A 26,458-nucleotide genomic window follows, 5' to 3' on the forward strand; every position below is an offset into this window, starting at 1 on the left:
GTGGGTGCGCATTATAGGGAGATTTGAGATTGGCGCAAGCGTTTTTTTAATTAATAATCAAAAAACACTTGCAACTGCACAAACTATAACCAAAACATCACTTTTTGCTGATTAAACGTTCAAATTTGCGTTTAATCACACTCAATTATGAGCAACCAACCACACTTTTCTTGATACTTGGCTTCTTGCTCAAGCTCTGTTTCCATTAATGGATGTGCCTCTAACCAGTTTTTCGACACAGTTAAGGTCAGCGTTTCTGGTTCACTAGCAGTAAGAAACAATTCAGGCAACACATCATCTTGACGACGCATAGACAGAATAACCCCTAATCTTAACAGTCTAATCAAGATTTCAGCTAATCGTTGATTCGAGCCTAACTCCGCGAAACTATCTATTTGAATGTCCAGCCTGTGATTACTCACCATTGTCGCAATAAGTTGCTTCTGCGCTCTGGTGTAACCGGGCATCACACTATTATTGAGAATATATGCGCTATGCTTGTGGTACTCTTTATAGTCTATTAATAGCCCTATTTCGTGAACAACCGTTGCAGCTTTCAACGCATCTGAACCAAATTGCGTATTGATTGACCAATAATCTTTGAGTTGATTAAAGAAGCCATTGCTAATTTCAAAAACTCGTTGAGCTTGCAAATTGTCCACATGAAATCGTGCCATAAAACAATCAAGAGTACGTTTACGGATATCAGTCACACTTAGGTCATCAATCATGCCATAAAGAACACCTTCTCGAAGCGCTCCGCCAGCTAGTCCCATGCGCTCTATTTCCAGCGACTCGAATAATGCGATAAGAATCGCTAGGCCTGATACGAACACGAGCCTGCGCTCTTCACTTAAACCGGGTAAATCAAGTTTAGGGATGGTCTCGCAGCCAATAGCCAAAGATTTAATTTGAACAAGTTTGGACAATACTAAATATTCGTCCAGCCCAAGTGCTGCAAATATTTCTTGTATTGCTTGTACTGTCCCTGAGGCGCCAATCGCCAGCTCCCATCCTACCTGCTGGAATTCACTGACATGCGGTGCGATAACCTTTTTTGCAGCATTTATAGCTGATGCAAAATTTTCTTCGCTGAGCTGGTCATCTTTGAAGTATTTCTCCAAATATGTCACGCACCCCATATTGAGGCTGTAGTATATATGAGCATCAAAACCACGACCAATCACTACTTCTGTACTTGCACCACCAATGTCAACAACGAGCTGCTTGCCATGGCATGAAGAGGTATGCGCTACCCCTTTATAGATAGTACAGGCTTCCAGCTCACCACTAATAATATCAATTTTGTGATTGAGAATGTCTTGCGCACGCTGTTTAAACTGCTCAGCATTTTGAGCTAGCCGTAAAGTTGCTGTCGCCACAATTTTAATGTTTTGAGGCGGAATATCCTGCAATCTTTCCGCGAAGAGGGAGAGGCACTCCCACCCTCTTTCCATCGCTTCTTGAGAGAGTATATTTAGCTCATTCAGCCCAGCTGCGAGCCTTACTTTACGTTTTACCCTACCAATAGTATGGACCCCACCTGCCATATGCTTCGCAATTAACATGTGAAAACTATTTGAGCCCAAATCTATAACGGCATATACATTATTCTGTGGTGAGTTGTATCCCACGCTAGTAACCTCTACTTACCCTTTCTACGTCTAATTGTGTTTAGGCGATGATTTTTGATAACTACCTTGTCTGCGAGAGTTGCCTCGTTTTCTTTGACCCGATTGATAATTTCTTCGATGTTGTTTTACGGGTGGCTTAAGGTCATCTAGCAATGCCGTCTTATCATAGTGAGATACTGGAATAGAGTGTTCTATATATTCTTCGATCTCATGAAGGTTATAAGCATATTGCTCACACGCAAAACTAATTGCGTGTCCCGATGCGCCAGCACGTCCGGTTCGACCGATACGGTGAACGTAATCTTCTCTATCATCAGGTAAGTCAAAGTTAAACACATGACTCACTTCTGGAATATGTAACCCTCGCGCAGCGACATCAGTTGCAACAAGTAAGTCCAATTCGCCTTTGGTAAATTTAGTTAAAATAGACAAACGTTTTTTCTGATTCACATCGCCAGTTAGTAACCCCACTCGATGTCCATCAGCTTTCAACCACTCGTAAACATTCTCACAACTGTGTTTAGTGTTAGCAAAAACAATTGCCTTATCAGGCCAATCTTCCTCGATTAAGGTCAAAAGTAAAGGTAATTTGTCCTCTTGTGAGGGGTGAAATAGCTCTTCTTGGATGCGCTTACCTGTTTTAACATCAGGCTCGATTTGTACGTGAATGGGGTTGTGCATGTGCTCGAATGCTAATTCTTGCACTCTGTAAGAGAGTGTGGCTGAAAAGAGTAGATTTAAGCGCTCTTGCGTGCCAGGCATACGATTGAACAGATATCGGATATCTTTGATAAAGCCCAGATCAAACATACGGTCAGCTTCATCAAGTACCACAACCTCAATGCTATTTAGATTAAATGCACCTTGTTTGTAGAAATCAATTAGCCTACCAGTGGTGCCAATTAAAATATCAACGCCTTTTTCTAGTTGTGCCCGTTGTTTTTCATATTCTTCGCCACCATATACTAATCCTAACTGTAAATTGCAGTGCGGTGCGATGACTTTTGCATCTTTATGGATCTGTATTGCCAACTCTCTAGTCGGCGCCATTATAATGGCTCTAGGTTGTACAGATGCTTGCTGTTCAGGTTGATTTTGCATTAAACGATGACAAGTCGCTGTCAGGAATGCCAGTGTTTTACCGGTTCCCGTTTGCGCCTGACCCGCAATGTCCCTGCCTTCACATACGTAAGGCATACACTTTGCTTGAATTGGCGTACAAAACTCGAAGCCATTCGCTGTCAAACCGGCGACCACTTCCGGTGCTAAAGCAAAGTCTGAAAATGTAGTATTGGTCAAATGTGTCTTAGTCATAGCAATAAAGCATAACGTTTAAACTTGCAATAAGAAACAAGAGTGTTTAAATACGCACTAAATAATTCGCCTAATTTCTATCGGAGAACGTAATGAGCGACAAAATTATCCAATTAACTGACGACAGCTTTGAAGCTGACGTACTTAACTCAGACAAACCTGTTCTTGTTGACTTTTGGGCTGAGTGGTGTGGTCCTTGTAAGATGATCGCGCCGATCCTTGATGAGGTAGCGGAAGAGTTTGAAGGTAAAGTAACTATCGCGAAATTAAACATCGACCAAAATTCAGGTACTCCTGGTAAGTTTGGTATTCGTGGTATTCCTACGCTACTTCTTTTTAAAGATGGTGCTGTTGCTGCAACTAAAGTAGGCGCGCTATCTAAAACTCAGCTTGTTGAGTTTTTAAACGACAACGCTTAAAAACTTAAAAGCCCAAACTACACAGTGGATTGGGCTTCACTATTATTTGCTTGCCAGCGAAAATTATAGATAAATGGATTAATTTTTTGTATAAAGACTGGACGACTCGATGGCTAGCTGCTAACTTATAGAGCCACAAACCTTTTTATCGAATTTCAACTCAATCCCTCGTGCGACGAGAAAACAACGTTAATTAAAGAACCCACCAATATGCATTTACGCGAACTTAAAGACAAGTCAATAAATGAGCTTGTAAAACTTGCCGAGTCAATGGGACTCGAAAACGTAGCCCGTCTTAGAAAACAAGATATCATCTTCGCTATCTTAAAAGCTCACGCTAAAAGCGGCGAAAACATCTATGGCGGCGGTGTTTTAGAAATTCTCCAAGACGGCTTTGGCTTTTTACGCTCTTCCGAAGCTTCATACCTAGCAGGGCCGGATGACATCTATGTATCGCCGAGTCAAATCAGACGCTTTAGCTTGCGTACTGGTGATTCAATTAGCGGTCTTATCCGTCCACCAAAAGATGGCGAGCGCTATTTTGCTCTACTAAAAGTTAACGAAGTTAACTTTGATAAGCCAGAAAACTCTCGAACTAAGATCTTGTTCGAAAACTTAACTCCTATCCATGCTAACGAACGTTTGGTTATGCAGCGTGGTAACGGTAGCACTGAAGATATCACTGCGCGTGTTTTAGACCTTGCGTCACCTATTGGTAAAGGTCAACGTGCACTTATCGTAGCACCGCCTAAAGCCGGTAAAACAATGCTACTGCAGAATATTGCGCAGTCGATCTCTTACAACAACCCTGACGCAACTCTGATGGTATTACTTATCGATGAGCGTCCAGAAGAAGTAACTGAGATGCAGCGCCTTGTTCAAGGTGAAGTTGTTGCCTCAACGTTTGATGAACCAGCAAGTCGTCACGTCCAAGTTGCAGAAATGGTCATCGAAAAAGCTAAGCGACTAGTTGAGCACAAAAAAGACGTTGTAATTCTATTAGACTCGATTACCCGTTTAGCGCGTGCATACAACACTGTTATCCCTTCATCAGGTAAAGTACTAACAGGTGGTGTTGACGCAAACGCACTACACAAGCCTAAGCGTTTCTTTGGTGCAGCACGTAATGTTGAAGAAGGTGGTAGCTTAACTATTATCGCAACTGCGCTTATCGATACTGGCTCTAAGATGGATGAAGTTATCTACGAAGAGTTTAAAGGTACAGGTAACATGGAACTTCACCTAAACCGTAAGATCGCGGAGAAGCGTGTATTCCCTGCAATCGACTTTAACCGTTCTGGTACTCGTCGTGAAGAGCTATTAACCAAGCCGGACGAATTACAGAAGATGTGGATCTTGCGCAAGATTGTTCATGAAATGAGTGAGATCGATGCGATGGAGTTTCTCATCGACAAGCTATCAATGAGCAAAACGAATGATGAATTTTTCGATTCCATGAAGCGAAAATAATCAGTAAGAAGCCTGCGTTAGCAGGCTTTTTTTTGCCTTGTAAAAGCTTGGAATTCACTATGAACTAGTCTATACCTATTATTCTAAACTGGAAAAAGTTTCTAATTTTTAAGGTCATAGAAAGGAGACTCAGGCAATGCGTTTAAACGTCGGAGCGATTAGTACCACGTGCGCCAATCTTACAATTACCGTACTTTGTGCTTTGTATTTTGATTTTTCTTTAGCTGCAACACTTACTTTGTGTAGCTTCATCATCTTAAGCTCCCTGACAGTCTACCTCCTTATTTTGAAGTTTAGCCATAAAGGCACATATCTCGATAACTTGGTCAGTGCTTTACTCGCGGATACCAATATTGATCTTACTTACCGGTTTGATGAACAAGATAAACAACTCCCCAATGCCTGTTTAGCCCTTAACGCTGGCATTGCGACCATTGAGCATATTATTTGCGAAGTCTATACCTGTTCAGCACGACTCGCACCAATGGCTGATGACTTGCGAGATACTTATGCTTCAATGACACAGAAAGCCACAATTCAACATGCCCATGGTGAAGATCTAGCGGCTTCAATCAATCGTATGCTTATCGTCTCTCGCGAACTGGATGATAATTTAGATAAGATTTATCGATCTGTGGAAGACGCAACAGAGGCCGTTAAAAAAACCCGCATCGATACTGATAAAAGCCAAGAAAGCTTAATCAGTCTTGCTGAACATATTCGGCAAACCAGTAAACAAATAGAGGCCCTCAAAGCGGACAGTGATGCCATTAGTGCCGTGATTGATGTCATCAATTCTATCGCCGACCAGACAAACTTATTGGCCTTGAATGCCGCGATAGAAGCTGCCAGAGCTGGAGAGCAAGGCCGAGGATTTGCCGTAGTAGCTGATGAAGTGCGCAGCCTAGCCGCAAGAACTAGTCAATCAACACAAGAAGTGCGTACCATGGTGAGTAAAATCCAAGCGGGTACAGACAGTGCTCATTCACTTATGTTACTTGCATTAGAAGAAACCGATCGTACAGTTAGCTTATCGGAAGAGTCGACGAAAGAAGTCGACCAAATTGAACATGCCATGCTAGATATCAACGCTATGTCCCATAGTATTCACAGCCAAGTAAAACAGCAAAAAGAGGTTTCTGATGAGGCGCAGTCAAGTATTGAGTCTATGGTTGAGTTAAATTCAGACGCGCTATCTAGCTCTAAGATTCAGGCAGTTTCAAGTACAGATCTCATTAATCTTTCAACCAGTATCCATGAAAAGCTAAGTATCTTCAAAACCGAAACACCACAACCAGACTTAGATCCTCGAGTCGATAAAAGCCGTACCCATAGTGCTGAAGTTGCTGTTAATAAACCTCAAGCAACTCCTATTGATGATGCATCAGATTCAGGTGATATCGAACTGTTCTGAACAGGCATGTACTTTTAGCTCATCGCAGAGAATCAAAAACAGATCCTGATATTGGCTTGTATTTTGTGCTTTTAGGGCAGTTTCGAATTGCTTTGCGATATCTGCAATTGGTAAAAAGCCAAATACTGCTGCTGCACCTGCGAGCTTGTGACAGTGATATTGTAGCCCTGGATAATCTTCTTCTTGCCACAAGTCGATGAGCTTGTATCTCTCTTGCTCTAAGGTAGATGCAAAACTCTGTTTTAAATCCGTCATATCTAGGCTCATTTCAGTATTTGCTTGAGGTTGATACCTGTCGCCCAGCGTTGCTTGCAGCACAGCGATTAGTTTGTCTTTTTCTAGAGGTTTACTTAAGTGGCCGTTAAAACCATTGTCCAAGTAATACTTAATTTCATGCTCCATCACGTTTGCTGTCAAAGCATAAATAGGCCCTTCATAGCCTGCCTGACGCAATAAGCTCAATGCTTCTAACCCATCCATGTGCGGCATTTGAATATCCATCAGCACCAAATCTGGATAACTACTCAGGCACTTTTCAACAGCTTGTTTGCCATCTAGTGCAGATTCGACTTGTACACCGAGCTGAGACAGTATTCGCTCAAACAGCACTCTATTATCATCATGATCTTCTGCAAGGAGTACTAGCCCTTCGAACACCTCAACCGATGGCTTTTCTGGCTGTGAAATTGGCGCTGCATCATCTAATTGATTTAATCGAACGCAGGGAACCCAAAAAGAAAACCGGCTGCCTACATGCGGTTCACTTGTAACCTTGATCACCCCTCCCATCATGGCAGCAAGCTGCTGAGATAAACTTAGCCCCAAGCCCGATCCCCCAAAGCGACGTGTAATACTGTTATCACCCTGTTGGAAGTGCTCAAAAATCTTTTCTAGTTGGGATGCTGACATTCCAATCCCTGTGTCAGTCACGCTGAATAAGATACCATCTTCTTGCTGCTCGGCTAATAATTCAACATAGCCATGATGGGTAAACTTGATCGCATTGCTTAGTAGGTTTATTAATACTTGCTTCACCCTGACATAATCTAAGCATACCCGGTAAGGTGTATCCAAGCGGTGATCAACAATCAGTTCCAACGACTTTTCTAAACAGGGGTGATGGAACATATCAGTCACATCAGATAGCAATGACTCGACTTTGAATTCAGTTAGGTCAAGTTCGAGTTGTTCCGCTTCAATCTTACTAAGATCCAATACATCGCTGATCAGCTCTTTCAGATGCCTACCTTGACGCATTAGTACGGTGAGTGACTCTTTGAGCCGTTCATTGTCTCTATGCTCATGCAACATGCTTTCACTGTAACCAAGAATTGCGGTCAGCGGGGTACGTATTTCATGGCTAATATTGGCAAGAAACTGGCTTTTAATTTGATTCGCACTACGCAATTGATCCGCTGTTTTTTGCAGCTCGGCGGTACGCTCTGCAACCTCGTTGCTCAAATCTAGTTTGGCTTTGCGCTCAATCGTACGACGATACCAAGCCACAAGCGCAAGTAATGCAAAACCAACCACCAAAACGCTCATCCACATTAATTGTTGTTGTTGCTTTGACTTTAATTCCTGAAGTTGCTGTGCTTGTCTGAGCTGCGCAAGCTCTTGGCTTAATTCACTTTCTTCAAATCGCTTTTGGTACTTTTCAGCTTTTTCTAATAACGCCTGATTTAACAGCTTGAACATTTCCCGATCATAATCCGTCAAGGTCTGTAATGCCTCAGCGGTACTCCCTTGCGCAGCTTCCGCCAGCGCAATTATCGACAGGGCCCTTTTTTCACGTAACTCTGCGCCGAGGGACTGATTCATTTCTAAACTACGCTGTGCCGCAGATTTTGCTTTGGTAATCTGCCCCTTGACTAAAAATATCTGCGCCTGCACATATAAAGCTTCAGACATATTTGAGTCATTTTCTGCCTTTTCTGCATAATAAATAGCAAAGTTTACGTGTGTTTCCGCCATTGCCATATCACCAGTCGATATACTTACTTTCGCAAGATTGCTGTATTCATATGATAGGTGTTTAACGTCATTGACCGCCTCGTAGTAGTCAATGGCATTTTGTAAATAAACGCCAGCCTGCTCAAAGCGAGAGGTTTGAGTATATAGCACGCCTAAATTGGCTTGCGAGAGCGCGATACCGTAGCTATCTCCAAGCTTTTCGAACAATGTTATAGCCTTTTGCAGCAACTCTTCGGCCTTTTGATATCTTAACAAACGTATATACACACCCGCGATGTTAAGAATAATATCAGCTTGATCTTGCTCATTACCATGCTGCTTGTATAGCTCATACGCATCTAAATAGTGGGATAAGGCACTCATTAAATCGTGCATTTTTACGTATGCTAAGCCCAAATTATTTTGAATATGTGCCACTTCAATTGGCGGCTGGTGATTTTTCGCTAGCACCAATGCGCGTACATAGTCCTTTTCAGAAGCCGCAAACTCTCCCGAGTGGTACCAACCTATTCCTTGCATTTTTACTGCCGTAAAATGGAGTTGTGGATCGGGGTTTTCACCTAATGAAATCTCCATCCGTTTAAAAAAGTGAATACCTTTACGTAGTTCACCATTTTGAAAAGCAGATCTACCAAGGATTTGAAACAGAGAAGCTCTTTGCGGTTGCGAAAGCTGAGGGTGGTTTAACAATTGCTCTCCAACCATTTGCTGTTCTTGCCAGCTTTCGAGTTGTGCAATGTTCTGTATTTGTTGCGCTAGTGATTGTACTTCGTTGCTCTGCTCAGACGCATAGCTGAAGATACTCAATCCTAAAGTAAAAATCACTATCCAGCACGTGTTCATTAATGCCATCCATGCCATCCCAATTTGCAATAGCGTAATATTTCATCGACAATATTTAAGGTCATGAAGATACACTATGTTTACAGGCCGAACAATGATCAACCCAATTCTCAATATTATTTTTGACGTCATCTCGGCTACACCACACTTAAAAGTGCATGAACTAGCCGCCCATTTAAAAGCCCAATCAGCATTACCTGAACTAGACAAAGACCCTCATAAGGATCTGTTTAAAAGAAACTTTATAATTATGAATGGGCTGTACCAATTGCAAAACGAATTGCGAGATAGCCATTGTGATGTGCATATTTCAGCCTTAGACATTTATATAACGGATCTAAACACCAAGCGAGGGTCCAGCCAGTTAAACTTGCGAAACACACTACAAGAAAGTGACCCGCTTAAAAGCTATTATTTAGATTGGGGAAACTATGACACAAGCGCAGAAGAGGTTGAGTTATTATTGTCGCAGTTTTGGCAAAGCTATTTGACTAACTCCAACAATTTGGTATCACAACAAACCCAAATCGAGCTTATAGAAAAGTGGCAATTGCCTTCTAAATACGACTTATACACACTACAAAAAACTTGGCGCAAGCTCGCTTTATCATGTCACCCTGATAAGGGCGGTTGTGCTGCAGATTTCAACCAAATCAAACGTGAATATGCGCAGCTCAAAGCGCTCTTATGAGCTGCATAAAGTCATCTTTAAACCAATCGCTTAGCTTTAATTCGCTTACCTTTGATTTTATCAGCATTTAATTTTCGAATCGCGGGTTTCACTGCTTCTCTGAATATCGCGATGTAAGCTTGGTTATCCTGCACTGTAATATTACCAATATGCGCTGAACCAATACCGTTTTCACCAGTCAGGCAGCCGACTATATCTCCGGCACGAACTTTTTGCTTTTTACCCGCGTCGATCACAATAGTCACCATCGTTGGCTTGTAAGCTGGTTTATCAAGCAAACTAAGTGGTGGTGTTGGCGACGGGTTGAACTCTCTTTCGTACAACTCGCAAAGTTGCTTCATTTTAAATGTTTCATTCTCACCATACAGGGAGCAAGCAAAGCCCTTTTTCCCACCACGCCCTGTGCGCCCAACGCGGTGTACATGCGTTTGTGGATCCAGTGCCATATGGTAATTCACTACCATGTCGATATCATCTATATCTAGCCCCCGCGCAGCTACGTCAGTCGCAACCAGCACAGATGCACTTTTGTTAGCAAACCTTAAGAGCATTCTTTGTCGCTCGATCTGAGCTAAATCGCCATGCAAAACAGCAACCTGTAATCCTGTTTGTTGTAATTCGCTAAAAAGCTTTTTCGTTTCAACTTTGGTATTACAAAAAACAATGCAGCTTTGTGGCTTATGTTGCAACAGCAATAGTCTCAGTGTGTTAAATCTAAGTTTGTTGTTTTTGAGCGGGAAGAACTGCTGTTTGATCTGTTTGTTAAGTGTTTCAGTTTCACCTTTTACTAATATCGGCGATTGCATAAAGCGCGCTGATAACTGTTCAATATCTTTAGGATAAGTGGCGCTGAACATCATTGTTTGACGAGCAGGAGGTAAATATACTGCAATATTTTCAATGGCATCCACAAAGCCCATTTCCAACATTTGATCTGCTTCATCTAAGGTAAAGTGACTGACCTGCGTTAAGTCCAATGTCCCCTTGAACAAGTGCTCCTCGACACGACCAGGCGTACCTACAACAACATGGGCGCCATGCTCCAATGAGCTAATTTGTGGTCCAATGGGTTCACCGCCACAAATGGTCAACACTTTTACATTACCCAGATCCTTAGCCAATTTTCGTACTTCTTCAGCAACTTGGTTAGCTAACTCTCTGGTAGGTACTAAAATTAAACCCTGAATATGCGATGCTTGTACAACCAAACTTTGCAACATCGCTAAGCTAAAGGCCAATGTTTTCCCCGAGCCAGTTTTTGCTTGTGCGACCACATCTTTACCAGCCAGCAACTCAGGTAAACTTTGTAACTGGATAGGCGTCATGCGGCTAAATCCAGCTTTACTTAGTGCCGATTGTAACTCTGCGCGAAGTGTTAATTGAGTAAATTGCGGGTTCACATGGTTTTCCTGACAAATCAAATTGTGTTAATTTTATCAAAGATCATCCCCCTTGGTATACTGTGGAAAACATGTAAGCTTATACCACTTACAAAATTACACCGCGTGTTCCTTTTCACATTTTCTAAAATAGCTCATAACAGCTTCATGCCATGCATTTCATCCTATTTACGTTTTAATCAATTTCTTTTGGTGTCAAAATAACCACATTAATACCGACCAAGGACCATTATGAAACGAGTATTTCGTACTTTGATTAAAACTAGCATATTACCGCTCGTCGCATTGTGCACAAGCTACACAACACTGGCCCAAGAATTTAGCCAAGCTGAATTAGACACTGTAGCAAAGGTTCGTGAGCATGCACGACATAGCGAATTGAGCTGGCAACTTGTTGAATCATTAACCACAGAAGTAGGTCCTCGCCTCCCAGGTACAGAAAACGACAAAATGGCCGTCGCCTGGGCTAAGAAAAAGTTCCAACAACTCGGTTTTGACAAAGTCTGGTTGGAACCTTCCAAATTCCCCGAATGGCGCCGCTATCATGAATCAGGGTTTATTTTGACCCCAAGCAAACAACCTCTGCATTTAACCGCACTGGGCAATAGCGTCAGTACACCTAAAGCAGGCTTATCCGGCGAAGTCGTCATGTTCGAAACATTTGATGAGTTAATTGCAGCGCCAGCCGACAGCCTGAAAGGCAAAATTGCGTTTATCAATTACCGCATGAACAGAGACATAGACGGAAATGGCTATGGGCCCGCAGTAAAAGCCAGAAATAAAGGTGCTGTGGAGGCAGCTAAGAAAGGGGCTATCGCCTACATGATGCGCTCAGTCAGTACCAGTCATCACCGGTTTGCACACACAGGTGGCAGCCACTATACCAAGGGCGTCAGTAAGATCCCCACTACAGCGGTTGCCAACCCCGACGCCGATCAGTTAGCACGACTAATTGCGCTTGGTAAACCAGTTAAAGTAGAACTCAATATTCAAACTGAAGATTTAGGTGAAGGCACTAGCTATAACGTTATCGGTGAAATCACAGGCTCAAAGTACCCAGAACAATATGTGCTACTTGGCAGCCATTTAGATTCTTGGGATCTGGGCACAGGTGCATTGGATGATGGTGCAGGTGTCGCGCTCACCATGGCTGCGGCAAAGCATATTGCAGATCACACGCGGCCTGAGCGAAGCATTCGCGTTGTATTGTTTGCAGCTGAAGAGTTAGGGTTATGGGGTGCAAAAGCATACTTTAAACATTACCAAGACCGATTAGATAATATAGTTGCCGCCGCAGAGTCTGATTTTGGTGCAGATGTGGTGTATGCATTTGAATCAAATGTCAATGCCGCGTCCTTGCCTGCAGTACGCGAAATTGCTAAGCAGTTAAAGCCACTAGGCATCAAATACATACGCAAAAATGCCGCTCGAGGAGGCCCTGATCTGATCCCATTTAAGCAAATGACTTCGGCCCCTATTTTCGATTTACATCAAGTAGGAACTGATTACTTTGACTATCACCACACAGCAGATGATACGTTAGACAAAGTAGACCCTGATAAGCTCAAGCAAAATACCGCGGCTTATGCAGTATTTGCCTTGATGGCAGCCAATGCTGAAACCGCTATGGCGGGTAAATAACGACCTCTTTGTGTCGAGGCGAAGCCATGCTATCTTAGCTTCGACACGCATAAGAGCTAAAACAGTGTAACCAACCACGGAGATGGCAATGATAAAAAGCACCCTATTTCGCACACACGATGTGATTTCAGCATCTGTCAGTCGATATAAAGCAATTATTATTGCCTTCTTGGTTGTGGGGTTTTGTGGATACTGGATAGTTAAACACCAACAAAGCCAAACACAGCAACTGGAGTGGATTAACGCTCCAAAGGTCGACGATATTATTATGGTTGACTTTGGCCGAATTCAAACTGATCGCGTCTATCAACCGCAGTTTAGAGTCACGCAAGTCATTGCTGTAGATGAGCAGCACATCACCCTGAAAGAAGGTCGTTATACTTATGCAAGAAAACGCGATGCAAAGCGTGCAATTCAGCTAGACAACCTCATGCTTGATGATTACTTTAAATCGCAACCTTGGCGCTTGACACACTCGCAAATATCTAATTTCTACCAAAGTGGTGGTGTTTACGCTGCGTATCGTCCCAATGACATTTATGTCTTAGGTGGCATAGTAAAAAAGCGTGCACTTGCTCATTTTCCCAAACACCAGAGAGCGCAGTTTTCACCACAAAACAGCCAAGGGATCAGCTTATATCAACAAGGTGAATTTGAGGCGGCGCGCCAAGCATTTGAAGAAGCAGTGGCAACCCAAGATCAATGGGGGATGTATAACCTCGCAACCATGTTGATTGCAGCAGAAGGTGGAGTTCAAGACTTACCTCGAGCATTTGAGCTACTCAAAGCTGCAAAAACTCAAGGCAATCTCAAAGCCATTGAAGCGCTCAAGTCTCTGTGCCAGATGCATCAGGTTTGCGAGTGAGCCTCACTTTTTGAATAAGCTATCAAAAACTGTTCGAAGTCTCTGGCAGCACCAGGTTTAGCATGTAAATATCCCTGGGTATAATCACAACCAAGTTGCTGTAACAACGCCAATTGCTCTGCCGTTTCAACCCCTTCTGCAATTACTGTTAAGTTTAACTTGCTAGCCATAGAAACAATAGCGCTAATGAGTGTTTTATCTTCTTCGTCTTCAGGTAAGTCTTTGATAAATGCGCGGTCTATTTTTAGCTTGGACAATGGGAAGCGCTTTAAGTACCCCAACGACGAATACCCAGTACCAAAATCATCAATGGCTAGGCCAACTCCCATGCTGCGTAGTTGATCTAATTGCTGCTCTATACCATCGGAGTTATCTGCTAACACAGTCTCGGTTATCTCTAATGTAAGACATGTTGCAGGTAGACCCGTATCTTTGAGGACTTTGCTAACTAAACTCACGATATCCTGACGTTTGAACTGTGTGCTAGATACATTCACAGAAACAAAAAAAGGTTTGTCTGTTTTGGTCAACCAAGATCGCGCTTGTGCACAAGCTTGGTAAAGCACCCATTCACCCATCGCCAAAATTAGCCCAAGTTCTTCACTGATAGGAATAAAGTCGGCAGGAGATACTTCCCCCAAAGACTCATTGTGCCAACGTAATAATGCCTCACAACCTAAGTCGTTATCTTTACCAACGATGGGTTGATAGACCACTCTCAACTCTTGGTTAGACAGCGCTCGATGCAATGCGCCCTCTAACTGACTACGTGCCTTTGCGTGTTCATGCATTGCTGCGGTAAAGAATTGGAAGCAATTCCGGCCGTTTTCTTTGGCTTTATACATGGCGCTGTCTGCATTACGCAATAGTACCTTTCTATCCTCACCATCATCCGGATAAAAAGTAATGCCCATACTGCCCGAAACATACGCTTCATGCCCTTCTAGATGAAACGGCGCGCTCAAAGCGGTGAGAATTTTCTCTGCCACTTTTTCCATGTCACCGATCATCTCCATTTCTGGCAGTAACAAGGCGAACTCATCTCCGCCTAATCTGGCCACAGTATCTGAGTTTCTGGTGCATTCTCGAATGCGATTTGCTGCTTCAATCAGCAACAAATCACCAATATGGTGACCAAGAGTATCATTGACCGCTTTAAACCGGTCGAGGTCGATAAAACAGACTGCAACCCGTGATTGTTTGCGCTCTGCTTGAGTTAAGGCAATATCAAATTTGGCATGGTAGTGGTGTCGATTCGCAAGCCCAGTTAAATTATCAAAATTTGCTTGTTGCCACATCAATTGTTCATTGCGTTTGCGCGAAGTTATATCATTAAACAACGCCACATACATATCAATGTCACCGTGTTGATCAAATACAGCCGAGACTTGCAACCAACTTGGATATACCTCTCCACTTTTACGCTTATTCCAAATCTCTCCTTCCCAATGCCCTCTCGAACTTAACGCATCATAGAGCTGAGTAAAATAGGCCGCATCATGACGTCCAGAGTTAAATATGGCTGGCGTTTTTCCCATCACTTCAGGCCCACTAAAACCGGTGATTTCTGTAAATGCTTTATTGACCATTTGAATGCAATTGTTTTTGTCAGAAACCAATACACCTTCACTGGTGGTTGAAAATACCGTACTCGCGAGCCGCTGCTCTTGCTCATCAATGAGACGTTGGGTGATATTTTGCAACAGATAGATATGGCCATATAGACCACCGCTGCCGTCCGGCACATCCGTCTTACTTATTTCCACATCTAAGGCGCCAAAATTGGTGTCTAAACGACACTCTTTAGGCTCAAATTGCGTCACCTCTGTACATGCGCCGTTGCCCAGCGCTTCAGTGATCATTTTACCATCTAAGTCGCCCAAATCTTGATAAGCTGCTCGATTTGCCGACAACACTTTGTCATCTGGATCGGTAAATACAAGATAGTCACCAATGGAATCAAAAATCGCATTTAATCTAGCTCTTTGATATTCCAAGCGACGTTTTGTTTTACGTATGCGTAAGAAACCCCAGCCTAGAATTACCGTAGTCCCTACCAGAATAGCAATAACGCTACTCAATAAAAAAACCTGAACTGTGCTAGCGTGTTTGATTTCTTTTGTCTGTAACGCAACTTGCTGTTCAAGATTACTTTGATAATGCCATAACGCATGCTCCAGTTTTCGCCTTGCGCTGACATCTTGAATTACGGAAAATAATAAAGCATCCCCGTCATTGTTCATAAAGGGAGATGAATAAACAGATACAGTACGATTTTCACCATTAGCTAAGCGATGCTGGAAAATAAAATAATTGCGCCCTTCATTGAGTGCGGAGAGTCGCTCTTTTTCAACCTGCTGAGGTGTGAACTGATTAATCTCTTGAATGTAGAGATTTTCTAACTGTGCTTTGCTGTAGCCATAAAAATCAGCCGCAGACTGATTGGCACGCACAATTTTACCGCTGTCAGGTTCGATTAACAGCATTACTGCGCTGTGATTATCAAATACGCCAGCAGGCAAACTTTGCGCCTTTGAGTGGGCAGTATAAGTCACCACCATTAAACTTAGTATGAGGTAAACTATTGTTGTTATTGTCTTCAAGCCGCCTCCAATAGATACCCGTCGACTCATTCAGACTATAGCCCAAAGCCTAAATCAAGGAAACAATAGACTTCAAAACGGGCTTAAAAAGCTGCTCAACAACCAATCTAACTGACCATCCAGCTCGTATATGAGTGTACTTACACTTGTTAAACTTGCCTTCTCGTTGCCGTAATCATTTCAGCGAATTAAATCCGTCTTTCCTCGCGTAGAGTATGTTCAGCGTGTGGGGAATTGATATACTTGCAGCCACAGATAGGCTTACTCACTGCGTAATAGGCTAAAATGAAATATAAAGACTTAAGAGAGTTCATCGAACTGCTTGAAAAGCAAGGCGAACTTGTCCGCGTCAGTCAACCCATTTCCACTAAATTAGAAATGACTGAAATAGCAGATCGCACCTTACGTGCCGGTGGTCCTGCAATTTTATTTGAAAACCCTGAAGGATTTGATATCCCCGTACTTGCCAACCTATTCGGCACCCCTAAGCGTGTCGCGATGGGGATGGGCCAAACAGATGTCAGTGAACTTCGTGAAGTCGGTAAGCTCTTAGCGTTTCTCAAAGAACCTGAGCCACCAAAAGGTATCAAAGAAGCGTTGGGCCAAATTCCAGTCTTCAAGCAAGTCCTTAATATGCCCGCCAAGGAAGTCAAAAAGGCACCTTGTCAAAAAGTTGTATTGAGCGGTGACCAAGTAGATTTAACTAAGCTTCCGATTCAGCATTGCTGGCCAGGCGATGCTGCCCCACTCATTACATGGGGTCTAACAGTCACCAAAGGACCACACAAAAAACGTCAGAATCTTGGGATTTATCGCCAGCAACTACTGGGTAAAAACAAAATAATTATGCGCTGGTTGTCACATCGGGGCGGTGCACTAGATTTTCAAGAATGGTGCAAAGAGCATCCAGGCAAACCTTATCCGGTGTCTGTTGCACTGGGTGCAGATCCAGCAACAATTTTGGGTGCAGTAACCCCTGTGCCAGATACGCTCAGTGAATATGCATTTGCGGGCCTTTTGCGAGGCAGCAAAACCGAAGTCGTTAAGTCGATCTCTAATGACTTACAAGTGCCTGCAAGTGCAGAGATTGTGCTTGAAGGTTACATAGAGCAAGGCGAAACGGCACCAGAGGGCCCTTACGGTGACCACACAGGGTATTACAATGAGGTAGATGACTTTCCCGTTATGACCGTCACCCACATTACGCACCGCGAAAACCCGATTTATCACAGTACATACACTGGCCGCCCACCAGATGAGCCCGCGATACTGGGCGTGGCACTTAACGAAGTATTTGTGCCCATTTTGCAAAAGCAGTTCCCAGAGATTGTAGATTTTTACCTTCCACCTGAAGGCTGTTCATATCGCATGGCCGTCGTGACCATGAAAAAACAATACCCAGGACACGCCAAGCGCGTGATGATGGGTGTTTGGTCATTCTTGCGACAATTTATGTATACCAAATTTGTGATTGTTTGCGATGACGATGTTAATGCTCGTGACTGGAATGATGTGATCTGGGCCATTACAACACGCATGGACCCAGCTAGGGATACCACCATGATAGAAAGCACACCAATAGACTATCTAGACTTCGCCTCACCGGTATCAGGACTAGGCTCAAAAATGGGTATGGACGCGACCAATAAATGGCCGGGAGAAACGGACCGTGAGTGGGGTGTGCCTATAGTGATGGATGAAGATATCAAGCGCAAAGTCGACGATATCTGGGACAGTCTGGGCATTATGGATAAGAAATAACTAATAAGTATTGTGCACTTTCATAAAAATTTGTTTGAATTTCGGGTAAACGTCAAGCGACGCGATATAACAAAGTCGCGATTAAATATGTTACAGTGCGCATACTTTCGCCAAGGTGCTTAATAATAAGGTTTGAAATGCAAATATTAAAAGCGCGTGTTGAGGCCATTTCACCTCTCACAGAATTTGTTTACAAAGTGCTGTTAAAGCCACAACAAGATGCAGAATTTTCAGCAGGCCACTACTTACAGCTGGTACTTGGTGAAAAAGACAAGCGTGCATTTTCGATTGCCAGCAGCCCATCCAATAAACAGCAATTAGAGCTGCACATTGGTGCGTCAGGTGCTGACTCATACGCCATGCAGGCGCTTGAGCACTTAAAAACGGCGCATATTGATGGTACAGAGGTAGATCTAGAAGTTGGATTGGGTATATCTCAAGTTCGTCCAGAGCAAGCGAGACCTATCGTATTGCTAGCTGGCGGTACCGGATTTTCTTACGTGAAATCTATGGCAGACCACCTCGCTGAAATTAATTATGAACAGCCAGTATTGTTCTACTGGGGCGTGAAAGAAGAGTCAGCGCTCTATGCTAAAGCAGAGATGGAAGCATGGGCCGCAAGCAAGAAAAACTTCCAGTTTATCCCTGTTGTTGAACATGCCTCAGACGCGTGGCAAGGACATACAGGCTATGTACATCAGGCGGTAATGAAAGACATCATTTCACTAGAGCCATACAGCGTATACATGGCTGGTCGCTTTAACATGATTGGTATTGTTCGCGACGACTTTATCAACCACGGCGCGAATCGCGATTTCATGTACGCGGATGCGTTTGCATTTATCAAATAAATGCAGCAGCGCGCAGCACATCGCTTGCGCGCTTAATCTAAAAAACAAATCAAAGTGATACAATTAATCAATTTTAAAAATAAACTGAATTTGCCCATACTACTCCTAACACAAAACAGGAGACACACCATGGCAAACCAATTTATTGAAGACATCATGTCATTCCAGTTCCCGGTTATTACCCCAGACACCGAAATTACAGAAGCGATTGAGCAACTGCACAAATTTGATTTATTTGGCGCTCCTGTACAAAACAAGCATGGCGCACTAGTCGGATTTATTTCAGAGCAGCAGCTACTAGCACCTCTTCTACAAAGCAGCTATTTCTGCGATGGTGCAACACAAGTTGCAGAACTTATGACAACAGAACCATTATCAGTAAGAAAAAAGACCACTGTGGTAGATTTGGCGACCCAAATGCAACACGATAAGCCGAAGATTTATCCCGTTGTACAAGCCGATAAAGTGATTGCCATTGTCACACGAAGCCATGTGATCAATGCATTAAGAGAGGATTATTTGAGCTGCTCAAAACAATGAGCAACTCAAATTCAACATTAAACGTACTTTTGTAGCAATGCTTGCTTGTCTGCGTCGCTTAAGAATGCAATTTCAACTGCATTTCTTTGTGCCTTTTGAATGTCCGATTCACTCAGACCTGCAAGTGGAGCAGCCTTTGCAAACTCGTTGTCTAACTCAACACCTTGTACGGCTGGATCATCAGTGTTTATTGTCGCTAAGATACCATGATCCAAGAATTGCTTAAGCGGGTGGGCTTCAATGCTCGCCACAGTGCTAGTTTGTAAGTTACTCGTTAAGCAAGACTCGATACCAATACGGTTATCTCTCAAGAAATCCATTAACTGTGGGTCTTCAATGGCTTTAACACCATGCCCAATACGTGTAGCACCAAGCTCTTTAATCGCTTGCCAAATGCTCACTGCACCTTCGGCCTCACCCGCGTGAATTGTAGCGCCTAAGTACGCATCACGTACTTGCTTAAAGTGCTCAATAAATAACTCTCCAGGGAAACCCAACTCATCACCAGCCAAGTCTACGGCCACAAGACTTTCTTTAAACGCGAGTAATGCATCTAATTCGTGCTGACATTTCTCAACGCCAAAAGTACGCGACATAATACCAATCAAATTAACCTTGATATCTTGGCCCTGTGTTGCAGAGCTAATGCCATCGACAACTGCTTCAACGACGCCTTGCGGATGAAGATTGTGTGTCTTGGCCATGTAATATGGGCTAAAGCGCAGCTCGGTATAATCCATGTTTTGTACAATGGCATCTTCAACATTTTCTACTGCAATTCTATGACACGCATCATAATCACCTAGCACCTTAACCCCCCAATCCAGCTTCGCTAAAAAAGCCATTAAATTTGGCGCGTTGTCGATAACTTGCACATGAGGACGTAAACCGTCTACATCATTTGCAGGCAAAGGCATATTAAATTTCTGACCGAGTTCTAAAATCGTCTCAGCACGCACGTTACCGTCTAAGTGACGGTGTAAATCAAGTAAAGGTAGTTTGGTATTGATCATAAGGCACTCGGTTTGCAGATAAAATTTTTCAGATCATACGCAGATCAAGTTTAGATACAAGGACAATTATCCGCAAAATATAACTCAACAGACCTCTGTTGACTTAAGAGCAATTGCTTAAGAGGCAAGCGATTAGGAGCGATGAAAAGGGTTGGGAAGAAACGCTGTTAAAAAGCCAGTGTTCGGCGACACTGGCTGACTCGATTAATTCTGTACGTTGCTCACTAGCAAATAAGCCTTTTCAAATTGGCCTGTTTTGGCAAAGGCGATTTCAGCCTGATGCTGCCAAAGTGCTTGCCATGGCGCACTTGAAAGTGAATCGAATATTTTCGCAGCAAGTCCATGGTCCCCTTCCCCATTTGCCAAGCTCGCGAGACAAAACAACAGTTCAGTCTGATCTGGTTGCTTCTTAAGTTGAGCTTGAATGGCCTTGCGTAATTCAATATCACCACCGCCAGCATATTGCAGGATCGTCGCCAACTCTTGATATTGCGACTTTTTAAGCATTTTCAGCAACTCTTTACGAACTACCTCAATGTGCCCAAAGCGCACACAAGCGTGTACATACGCTTCATGACTCTGTCCGCGCAGCGCTCTCGGAAAAGCGCCGTAGAGTGCGTGAATATCTTTGTCACTGTGGCGCAGAATCGCTTCAAAGTATGCAGCAAAAAACTGCGACCACTGAGTACCAGACCACTGCAACTGTTTATGGCGTTGTTCAATAGTTGACTGCAAAGTGTCCCAATCTTTTGCCTGAAGCAGTGCGCTTACATAGGCATTTAATTCAGTTGGCGAAGCTTTTTTCATCTGCGCTTGTGGAGCTAGGCTAGTGAGTGCTTGCGTATCTTGTTCAGCAGCCAACCATAGCTCACTAACTTTGCTTTGAGCAGACTCAGAAAGCTGCTGGAGATACTCACGAGCAACCACTTTTTGACCAATGTGTAGTGCTGCTTTGGCTTGGATAGCAAGCTGCTGATCACGCCACTTTTCAGGAAATTCAGACAGCTGCAATGTATAACCAAGGCTATCAGGTTGATTGTTAATAAGCGCCCAAACACTTTGAGTAAATGCATCCTCTTCACGTTGCTGACGTTTTTTCGTTCTACGCGCAGTGACCCCTCTTATTACCCGCCACACAGTTTTGGCAAGCTTCGTTGTGAGCCACATTACAAATACAGTAATGACGGCAATAAACAACAGCGACACCAGTGTGCTTTCAATTGTGTACTGACCAAAAGAAACCAGCACATACCCTTTTTCATCTATGAGTAAATGCGATCCAGCTAATACGGCGCAAAACAGCAGTATCACAATCAAGACGAACAAAGTGCGTTTGATAAATTGCCTCATTGCAGCCACTCCTTCAATGCGTTAGGTGTGGCTAATTGCAGATCTTTGGAAGTGCCAAACTCAGCCCGTTGTAGCGTTTTAAGTGTGTTAAGCATGCTATTCGCTGCAGACTGCTCGACTCTAAAGTAACGATTCAAAGTGTCCTTCGCGCCCTCTACAGCATTAAAATAAATACTCATTTGCCCGTCTAACATTGCGGTTTGAGCTTGTTGTAAATAGCTGCGCAGCTGGCTGCGAATTAACTGTTGCTCTTGTGCATCAAGTAACGGATCAATAACCGGTTTGTCATGTCGCTCAACCGTTAAAAATTCAGCACTAATCTTCTCTAAACTGCGGATGATGTTTTCGCGCCATTCACTAATATCACTGCTCAGAACAGTAGAGTGTGGCTCAGACACCGTTGGCTTTTCGAAGGTCTTGAGAGGCACACTGTCTACTTGCGACAGTAAACCAGCCAGCTCCATATACAAGGCTTCCGTCTTTGGTTTTGGTTGTGCTTGTAATTTGGCAATGTCTGTACTGATTGCTAACCGCAACGCATCAGTGCCAGTTTCTTCAGCTAAAGCTTGTTTTAGACGCTTTAACACCAAAACTGAACCTAAGTAATCTCGCTCACTCAATGCTTTAAACTCGGCATGACGCGCCAAAGAACGTAGCTCTGAGCTAAGCGCCCCGCCTACTTGCTGGCGCGCCTTTGACAGTGCTTGTTGAAGGTTTTCAGCGACCTGAGCTTGCTGCCTTGCCAATTGCTCAGTCACAAGTTGCTCTTGCTTCGGCCACTGTGACTGCAACTGATTGAGTGATGATATTGCACTGCTAAGTTGGGTTTGTAGCTGCTGATTTTGTTGCTGAAGCGCAGCAAGTGAATTCTGTCGCTGCACATCTTGTTGTTGATTGTAATAAAACAGACCTGATGTAGCACCCACGCCCGTCAGCGCAATTAAAAGTGCCACCACAGCCGTCTTACTCAGCTTTGCTTTGGGAGCGCGCTCGGTATTCTCCTCTGCGACTTCCATATTCTGTTTTGATTCAGACGTGCTTGTTTGTTGGTTTTTTTCCGTCATTGCGCTGCCCTGTTGGGAAGTTAATTTACAGATCGTCTTAAAGAGTGACTCATTACTTGCTCCGTCACTCACGATGATCTGCTCATCGGTTATTTTAAACTGTATTTTGAGATGTTGCGCAGTACGCGCACTTACTACGACAAAGTAACGCGCTTTAAGCCAACGCAAATGTGCAGACTGTTTGCTGTTAAATATCGCATCCACTGCCGTATTACTGGTTACCACTATACCGTCAATCTTCTCCTGCATCCAGTGGTCTAACCAGTCAGAAGAATATTCATGAATCGAACATCGCTCATACACGTTGCACATTGTAACTAAGGCGCCCCGTGACTTCAGCGTTTTCGCGATATGCGTTCTGCCGCCACGTCCTTTTACCAGTGTCACTCTAACCTGCGCTATTTCTTGCAAAACTGATAGAGCAACCAACCCCTCTGAGTCCTGCTGAGTCGGTACAATGGCATTGCGAGAAAAGTGCTCTACTATGGTATCGGCCGTTTGCTGACCAACCGCAATGAGTTGAGCATGTGTAGAAAGTGGTATAGCTGCTTTTTGAAGTTGTGCAGCGAAATTAAGCACCGCATCTTGTGAAATAAAAATGATGATCTCAGCGTCACAAGCTTCAACCAGTTGGGCCTGTGAAGCTTCTACGCTTTCGAGTTTCAGCACTGGTGTGCACAGCGCTGAAATCCCCTGTTTTGCCAACTCAGTGGCTAATTCATCCCCTTTTCCTTGCGGCCGAGTTATGGCAAATTTCACATTAAGCGTCTCTGTATACCTCAGCTAAAATCTTATCTGCACCTTGTTCAAGCAGAGATTCAGCTAGTTCTACTCCTAATGCTTCAGCTTGCTGTAAAGACCCTGTTGTTTCTGCACGCAAGATTGTGCTGCCGTCAACAGCGCCCACAAGACCTCTTAAATAAATGTGATCTCCTTGCAACTCAGCATATGCCCCAATTGGTACCTGACAACCGCCCTCAAGACGACGATTCATCGCGCGCTCGGCTAAAACGCGAGCACGGGTTGGAGCATGCTCAAGTGGTGCCAGCAGGTTTTGCACGCGGATATCATCACTGCGACACTCAATTCCTACCGCACCTTGACCATTTGCAGGCAAAGATTGCTCAACTGACACATAACTGGCGATACGCTCCGCCATTTCCAAACGGATCAGGCCCGCAGCAGCTAAGATGATTGCATCAAACTCACCGGCATCCAGCTTAGCAAGTCGTGTATTCACATTGCCACGTAAATCTTTGATTTGCAGATCTGGCCTCATTTCTCTGATTTGGCACTGCCTGCGCAAGCTTGAAGTACCCACAACGGCACCCGCTGGTAATTCAGCTATTTGTTGATATTGGTTAGAAACAAATGCATCACGGGGGTCTTCGCGCTCACAGATAGTGTGTAACTTCAACCCTTCTGGAAAATCTACAGGCACATCTTTCATTGAGTGGACGGCGATATCAGCACGTCCCTCTAGCATCGCTTGCTCTAGCTCTTTTACAAACAAACCCTTACCACCAATTTTGGCCAGAGGCGTATCTAAAATTTTGTCGCCTTTGGTCGACATGGGCACCAATTCAACGACAAGGTCTGGATGAAAATGTTCAAGTTGCGCTTTTACATACTCCGCTTGCCAAAGCGCCAGTGCACTTTTACGCGTAGCTATGCGAACAATATTTTTTGTGTCTGTCATGTTTTGCCTTGTCGGCTCCTAAGGAGCCTTTGCTAAAATTCGAAATGATTTTTGTGCCAACAACTGTCCATTTTGCGTGATGACTTCTACGCGCCACTGTCCAGTTTGGCTTGGCATAATATTTTTACTTGAGTACGTACGGAACCGTGGCGCACTGATGGATAAGGTGATTTCAGCCATCAGTTGCTCTTGGTGAAACCACAAATGTTGCACCACTTCGCCTTGGAGGCCTTTGATCTCGGTAAAGAAATATAGCTTTTCTTCAAATCTATTTTGCTCAACGAGGTGCTTAAGTACGTTAACTGGTTCGCGATTTTCAATACCAGATGTAAGAACCGCGCGACTGATATGGCTAGTATCCACTTTGGCATTGAGCGCAACGCTGGCAATTTGTGCATCGTCAGCAAATCGCGTTGTGGTAGCAGGGCTTTCCTGAAACTCAGGTTGCGCAGGTAGCTCTGGCTGTACGTTTGCTTCTTCAGTGTCATTTGATGCCACAATTAACAAGCTATCTGCGTCATCGGCCACGTTAACAACGACTACAGAGGATAGTTCAGGCTCTGCTTCGGCCACAACCTGCTCGTCCTGAGTTGTTAGCTCGATGTCGTTAACTTCTGAGTTTAAAGCTTGATTGTCTTGAATTTGAGGTACAGACGGACGCTCTGTAGCTGGGGTTACGGGATTATTTGCAACTGACGCAGCTAAAACCACAGCATCGGAGTTTACCGTCGTTGAATCATCCGCATATACCGACTTAAATACGCCATAAGACAACGCCATCACACCAAAGCTCATCATGACCAGCACGGTAATTATACGTCGCCAATGATATTGATAACTCACTGAGTTTGCTGTTGCTGGCTGCGACTGCGCATCAGTCACTTTGGTTTTAATCACTATACGTTGAGTCATTCGTCTGTCCTAATTTCACTATGACAAGCGCGAGATTAACCACGCTCTAATCGCCTTGAGCTCTTCCAAACATACTTGGTGCTCCATGGGATAATCTTGCCAACTTACATCGTATCCTTGATGCACAAGCGCGTCATACGCTGTTTTACCCGCTGACATAGGTACAACTGGGTCATGGCTACCATGTGCCATAAAAATATTCAGCGTATTTTGGTGTGCCTCGTCTGCAAGCTTTTGAGGTGCACACATATAGGTAGATAAGGCCATCACGCCTGCAACTTGGAAAGGGAGTCTTGGTGCTAAATGCAAACTGATCACGCCACCTTGAGAAAAGCCAGCTAAGATAATTTTATCTGCTGGAATACCGGCTGCAATTTCTTTTTCAATCAAGTTTGTCACTAATGCCGCTGACTCTCTCACTCCAGACTCATCAGCTCGATTTTCAAGGTCCATGCTTTTAATATCATACCAAGCACGCATTTCCATACCACCATTGACCGTCACTGGCTGGATCGGTGCATGAGGAAATACAAAACGAACACCCAGCTCGTCTGGCAAACCAAGCTCTGGCGCAATCGGCAAGAAGCCGTTACCCGAATCACCTAGTCCGTGCAACCAAATTACCGTTGCCTTGTGCTGCTGTTTTGCAGCGTATTCTACAAATTCTAACATCAGTCGTGTTGCCACTCTATTGTTTGACCTGCTTGTCGAGTCGCGGCATCAGACATAAACTGCCAAAATTCAGCGCCCGAGCGGTTATCAATCCATTTATCATCACGCAATTCAAAGTGATGCCCATTAAATTTTGTCGCGACCCATACTTGATGCAAAGGTGCTTGCTTGTTGATAATAATTTTAGACTTATCAGCAAAAATGATTTCGAGAATACCTGAGGCAGACTCATAGTCTAAATCAGCACCACAATCGTCAATCTGCTCCTCGATCGTCAGCATCAGCGCCTCAGCTAATTGATGATATTCGTGATCTGTCATGGCTAACT

At 43.8% G+C, this 26,458-nt stretch carries 21 protein-coding genes; 9 read left to right on the forward strand and 12 right to left on the reverse strand.

The annotated features are described in order from the left end of the window. Positions 1-131: 131 nt before the first annotated feature. Both gppA and rhlB read right to left on the reverse strand, forming a co-directional pair. Complete coding sequence (gene gppA / locus N475_RS07910; protein ID WP_063355828.1) at positions 132-1,634, reverse strand: guanosine-5'-triphosphate,3'-diphosphate diphosphatase; 1,503 nt, start codon at positions 1,632-1,634, stop codon at positions 132-134. Positions 1,635-1,664: 30 nt separating this feature from the next. Next, complete coding sequence (gene rhlB, locus N475_RS07915; RefSeq protein WP_063355829.1) at positions 1,665-2,948, reverse strand: ATP-dependent RNA helicase RhlB; 1,284 nt, start codon at positions 2,946-2,948, stop codon at positions 1,665-1,667. Between the two features lie 92 nt (positions 2,949-3,040). Between rhlB and trxA the strand changes: the two genes are divergently transcribed. The 3 genes from trxA (at position 3,041) to N475_RS07930 (ending at position 6,251) form a co-directional block, all read left to right on the forward strand. After that, a complete protein-coding gene (gene trxA / locus N475_RS07920; RefSeq protein ID WP_063355830.1) occupies positions 3,041-3,367 on the forward strand; it encodes a thioredoxin TrxA in 327 nt (108 codons plus the stop codon). Between the two features lie 210 nt (positions 3,368-3,577). After that, the gene (rho, locus tag N475_RS07925) at positions 3,578-4,837 is read left to right on the forward strand and encodes a transcription termination factor Rho (RefSeq protein ID WP_023399073.1); all 1,260 of its coding nucleotides are present in this window, start codon (positions 3,578-3,580) and stop codon (positions 4,835-4,837) included. Positions 4,838-4,973: 136 nt separating this feature from the next. Then, positions 4,974-6,251 (forward strand): methyl-accepting chemotaxis protein, encoded by a 1,278-nt coding sequence (locus N475_RS07930; protein WP_063364995.1) that lies wholly within the window; start codon positions 4,974-4,976, stop codon positions 6,249-6,251. On the opposite strand, the gene N475_RS07935 is transcribed toward N475_RS07930, so the two are convergent. Then, complete coding sequence (locus N475_RS07935) at positions 6,228-9,077, reverse strand: ATP-binding protein (protein WP_063364996.1); 2,850 nt, start codon at positions 9,075-9,077, stop codon at positions 6,228-6,230. The two genes, N475_RS07930 and N475_RS07935, sit on opposite strands and share 24 nt — an antisense overlap. Before the next feature lie 67 nt (positions 9,078-9,144). Here N475_RS07935 and N475_RS07940 point away from each other — a divergent pair, with 67 nt between their 5' ends. Beyond that, positions 9,145-9,759 (forward strand): DNA-J related domain-containing protein, encoded by a 615-nt coding sequence (locus tag N475_RS07940; protein ID WP_081215843.1) that lies wholly within the window; start codon positions 9,145-9,147, stop codon positions 9,757-9,759. Between the two features lie 17 nt (positions 9,760-9,776). Here the strand turns inward: N475_RS07940 and dbpA are convergent, their stop codons facing one another. Next, entirely contained in the window at positions 9,777-11,159 is a 1,383-nt protein-coding gene (gene dbpA, locus N475_RS07945; RefSeq protein WP_063355833.1) for an ATP-dependent RNA helicase DbpA, read from the reverse strand. A 231-nt stretch (positions 11,160-11,390) separates the two neighbouring features. On the opposite strand from dbpA, the gene N475_RS07950 reads away from it, so the two are divergent. Both N475_RS07950 and N475_RS07955 read left to right on the forward strand, forming a co-directional pair. Continuing rightward, a complete protein-coding gene (locus tag N475_RS07950) occupies positions 11,391-12,800 on the forward strand; it encodes a M20/M25/M40 family metallo-hydrolase (RefSeq protein ID WP_063364997.1) in 1,410 nt (469 codons plus the stop codon). Positions 12,801-12,888: 88 nt separating this feature from the next. Continuing rightward, positions 12,889-13,665 (forward strand): SEL1-like repeat protein, encoded by a 777-nt coding sequence (locus N475_RS07955; protein WP_063364998.1) that lies wholly within the window; start codon positions 12,889-12,891, stop codon positions 13,663-13,665. Here the strand turns inward: N475_RS07955 and N475_RS07960 are convergent. Next, a complete protein-coding gene (locus N475_RS07960; RefSeq protein ID WP_155730844.1) occupies positions 13,650-16,226 on the reverse strand; it encodes an EAL domain-containing protein in 2,577 nt (858 codons plus the stop codon). The two genes, N475_RS07955 and N475_RS07960, sit on opposite strands and share 16 nt — an antisense overlap. A gap of 327 nt (positions 16,227-16,553) precedes the next feature. Between N475_RS07960 and ubiD the strand changes: the two genes are divergently transcribed. From ubiD to N475_RS07975, 3 genes are all read left to right on the forward strand, one after another. Further along, positions 16,554-18,029, forward strand: coding sequence for a 4-hydroxy-3-polyprenylbenzoate decarboxylase (gene ubiD / locus N475_RS07965; protein WP_063355837.1), 1,476 nt, complete (start codon positions 16,554-16,556; stop codon positions 18,027-18,029). Between the two features lie 137 nt (positions 18,030-18,166). After that, positions 18,167-18,880 carry an NAD(P)H-flavin reductase gene (fre, locus tag N475_RS07970; protein WP_063355838.1) on the forward strand — a complete coding sequence of 238 codons (714 nt, stop codon included), beginning with the start codon at positions 18,167-18,169 and terminating at the stop codon, positions 18,878-18,880. A 129-nt stretch (positions 18,881-19,009) separates the two neighbouring features. Continuing rightward, positions 19,010-19,420, forward strand: a complete 411-nt coding sequence (locus N475_RS07975; RefSeq protein ID WP_063355839.1) for a CBS domain-containing protein — start codon at positions 19,010-19,012, stop codon at positions 19,418-19,420. A 17-nt stretch (positions 19,421-19,437) separates the two neighbouring features. Here N475_RS07975 and add read toward each other — a convergent pair whose 3' ends face one another. The 7 genes from add to cyaY all read right to left on the reverse strand — a co-directional run bounded on the left by add (position 19,438) and on the right by cyaY (position 26,450). Then, a complete protein-coding gene (gene add / locus N475_RS07980) occupies positions 19,438-20,433 on the reverse strand; it encodes an adenosine deaminase (RefSeq protein WP_063355840.1) in 996 nt (331 codons plus the stop codon). A gap of 204 nt (positions 20,434-20,637) precedes the next feature. Further along, the gene (locus N475_RS07985) at positions 20,638-21,783 is read right to left on the reverse strand and encodes a heme biosynthesis HemY N-terminal domain-containing protein (RefSeq protein ID WP_063364999.1); all 1,146 of its coding nucleotides are present in this window, start codon (positions 21,781-21,783) and stop codon (positions 20,638-20,640) included. Beyond that, complete coding sequence (locus tag N475_RS07990) at positions 21,780-23,606, reverse strand: uroporphyrinogen-III C-methyltransferase (protein ID WP_063365000.1); 1,827 nt, start codon at positions 23,604-23,606, stop codon at positions 21,780-21,782. Before N475_RS07990 ends, N475_RS07985 begins: the two co-directional genes overlap by 4 nt. A 1-nt stretch (position 23,607) precedes the next feature. Beyond that, positions 23,608-24,546 (reverse strand): hydroxymethylbilane synthase, encoded by a 939-nt coding sequence (gene hemC, locus N475_RS07995; RefSeq protein WP_063355843.1) that lies wholly within the window; start codon positions 24,544-24,546, stop codon positions 23,608-23,610. Between the two features lie 18 nt (positions 24,547-24,564). Then, on the reverse strand, positions 24,565-25,458 hold the full coding sequence (locus tag N475_RS08000) for a DUF2914 domain-containing protein (RefSeq protein WP_063355844.1): 894 nt from the start codon (positions 25,456-25,458) through the stop codon (positions 24,565-24,567). 18 nt (positions 25,459-25,476) lie between these two features. Then, positions 25,477-26,130 (reverse strand): alpha/beta hydrolase, encoded by a 654-nt coding sequence (locus N475_RS08005; RefSeq protein WP_063355845.1) that lies wholly within the window; start codon positions 26,128-26,130, stop codon positions 25,477-25,479. Next, the gene (gene cyaY / locus N475_RS08010; RefSeq protein ID WP_063355846.1) at positions 26,130-26,450 is read right to left on the reverse strand and encodes an iron donor protein CyaY; all 321 of its coding nucleotides are present in this window, start codon (positions 26,448-26,450) and stop codon (positions 26,130-26,132) included. The genes N475_RS08005 and cyaY overlap by 1 nt, the downstream gene beginning before the upstream one ends. Between the last annotated feature and the right edge of the window lie 8 nt (positions 26,451-26,458).

This window comes from Pseudoalteromonas luteoviolacea DSM 6061, assembly GCF_001625655.1.
Classification (GTDB): Bacteria; Pseudomonadota; Gammaproteobacteria; order Enterobacterales; family Alteromonadaceae; genus Pseudoalteromonas; species Pseudoalteromonas luteoviolacea.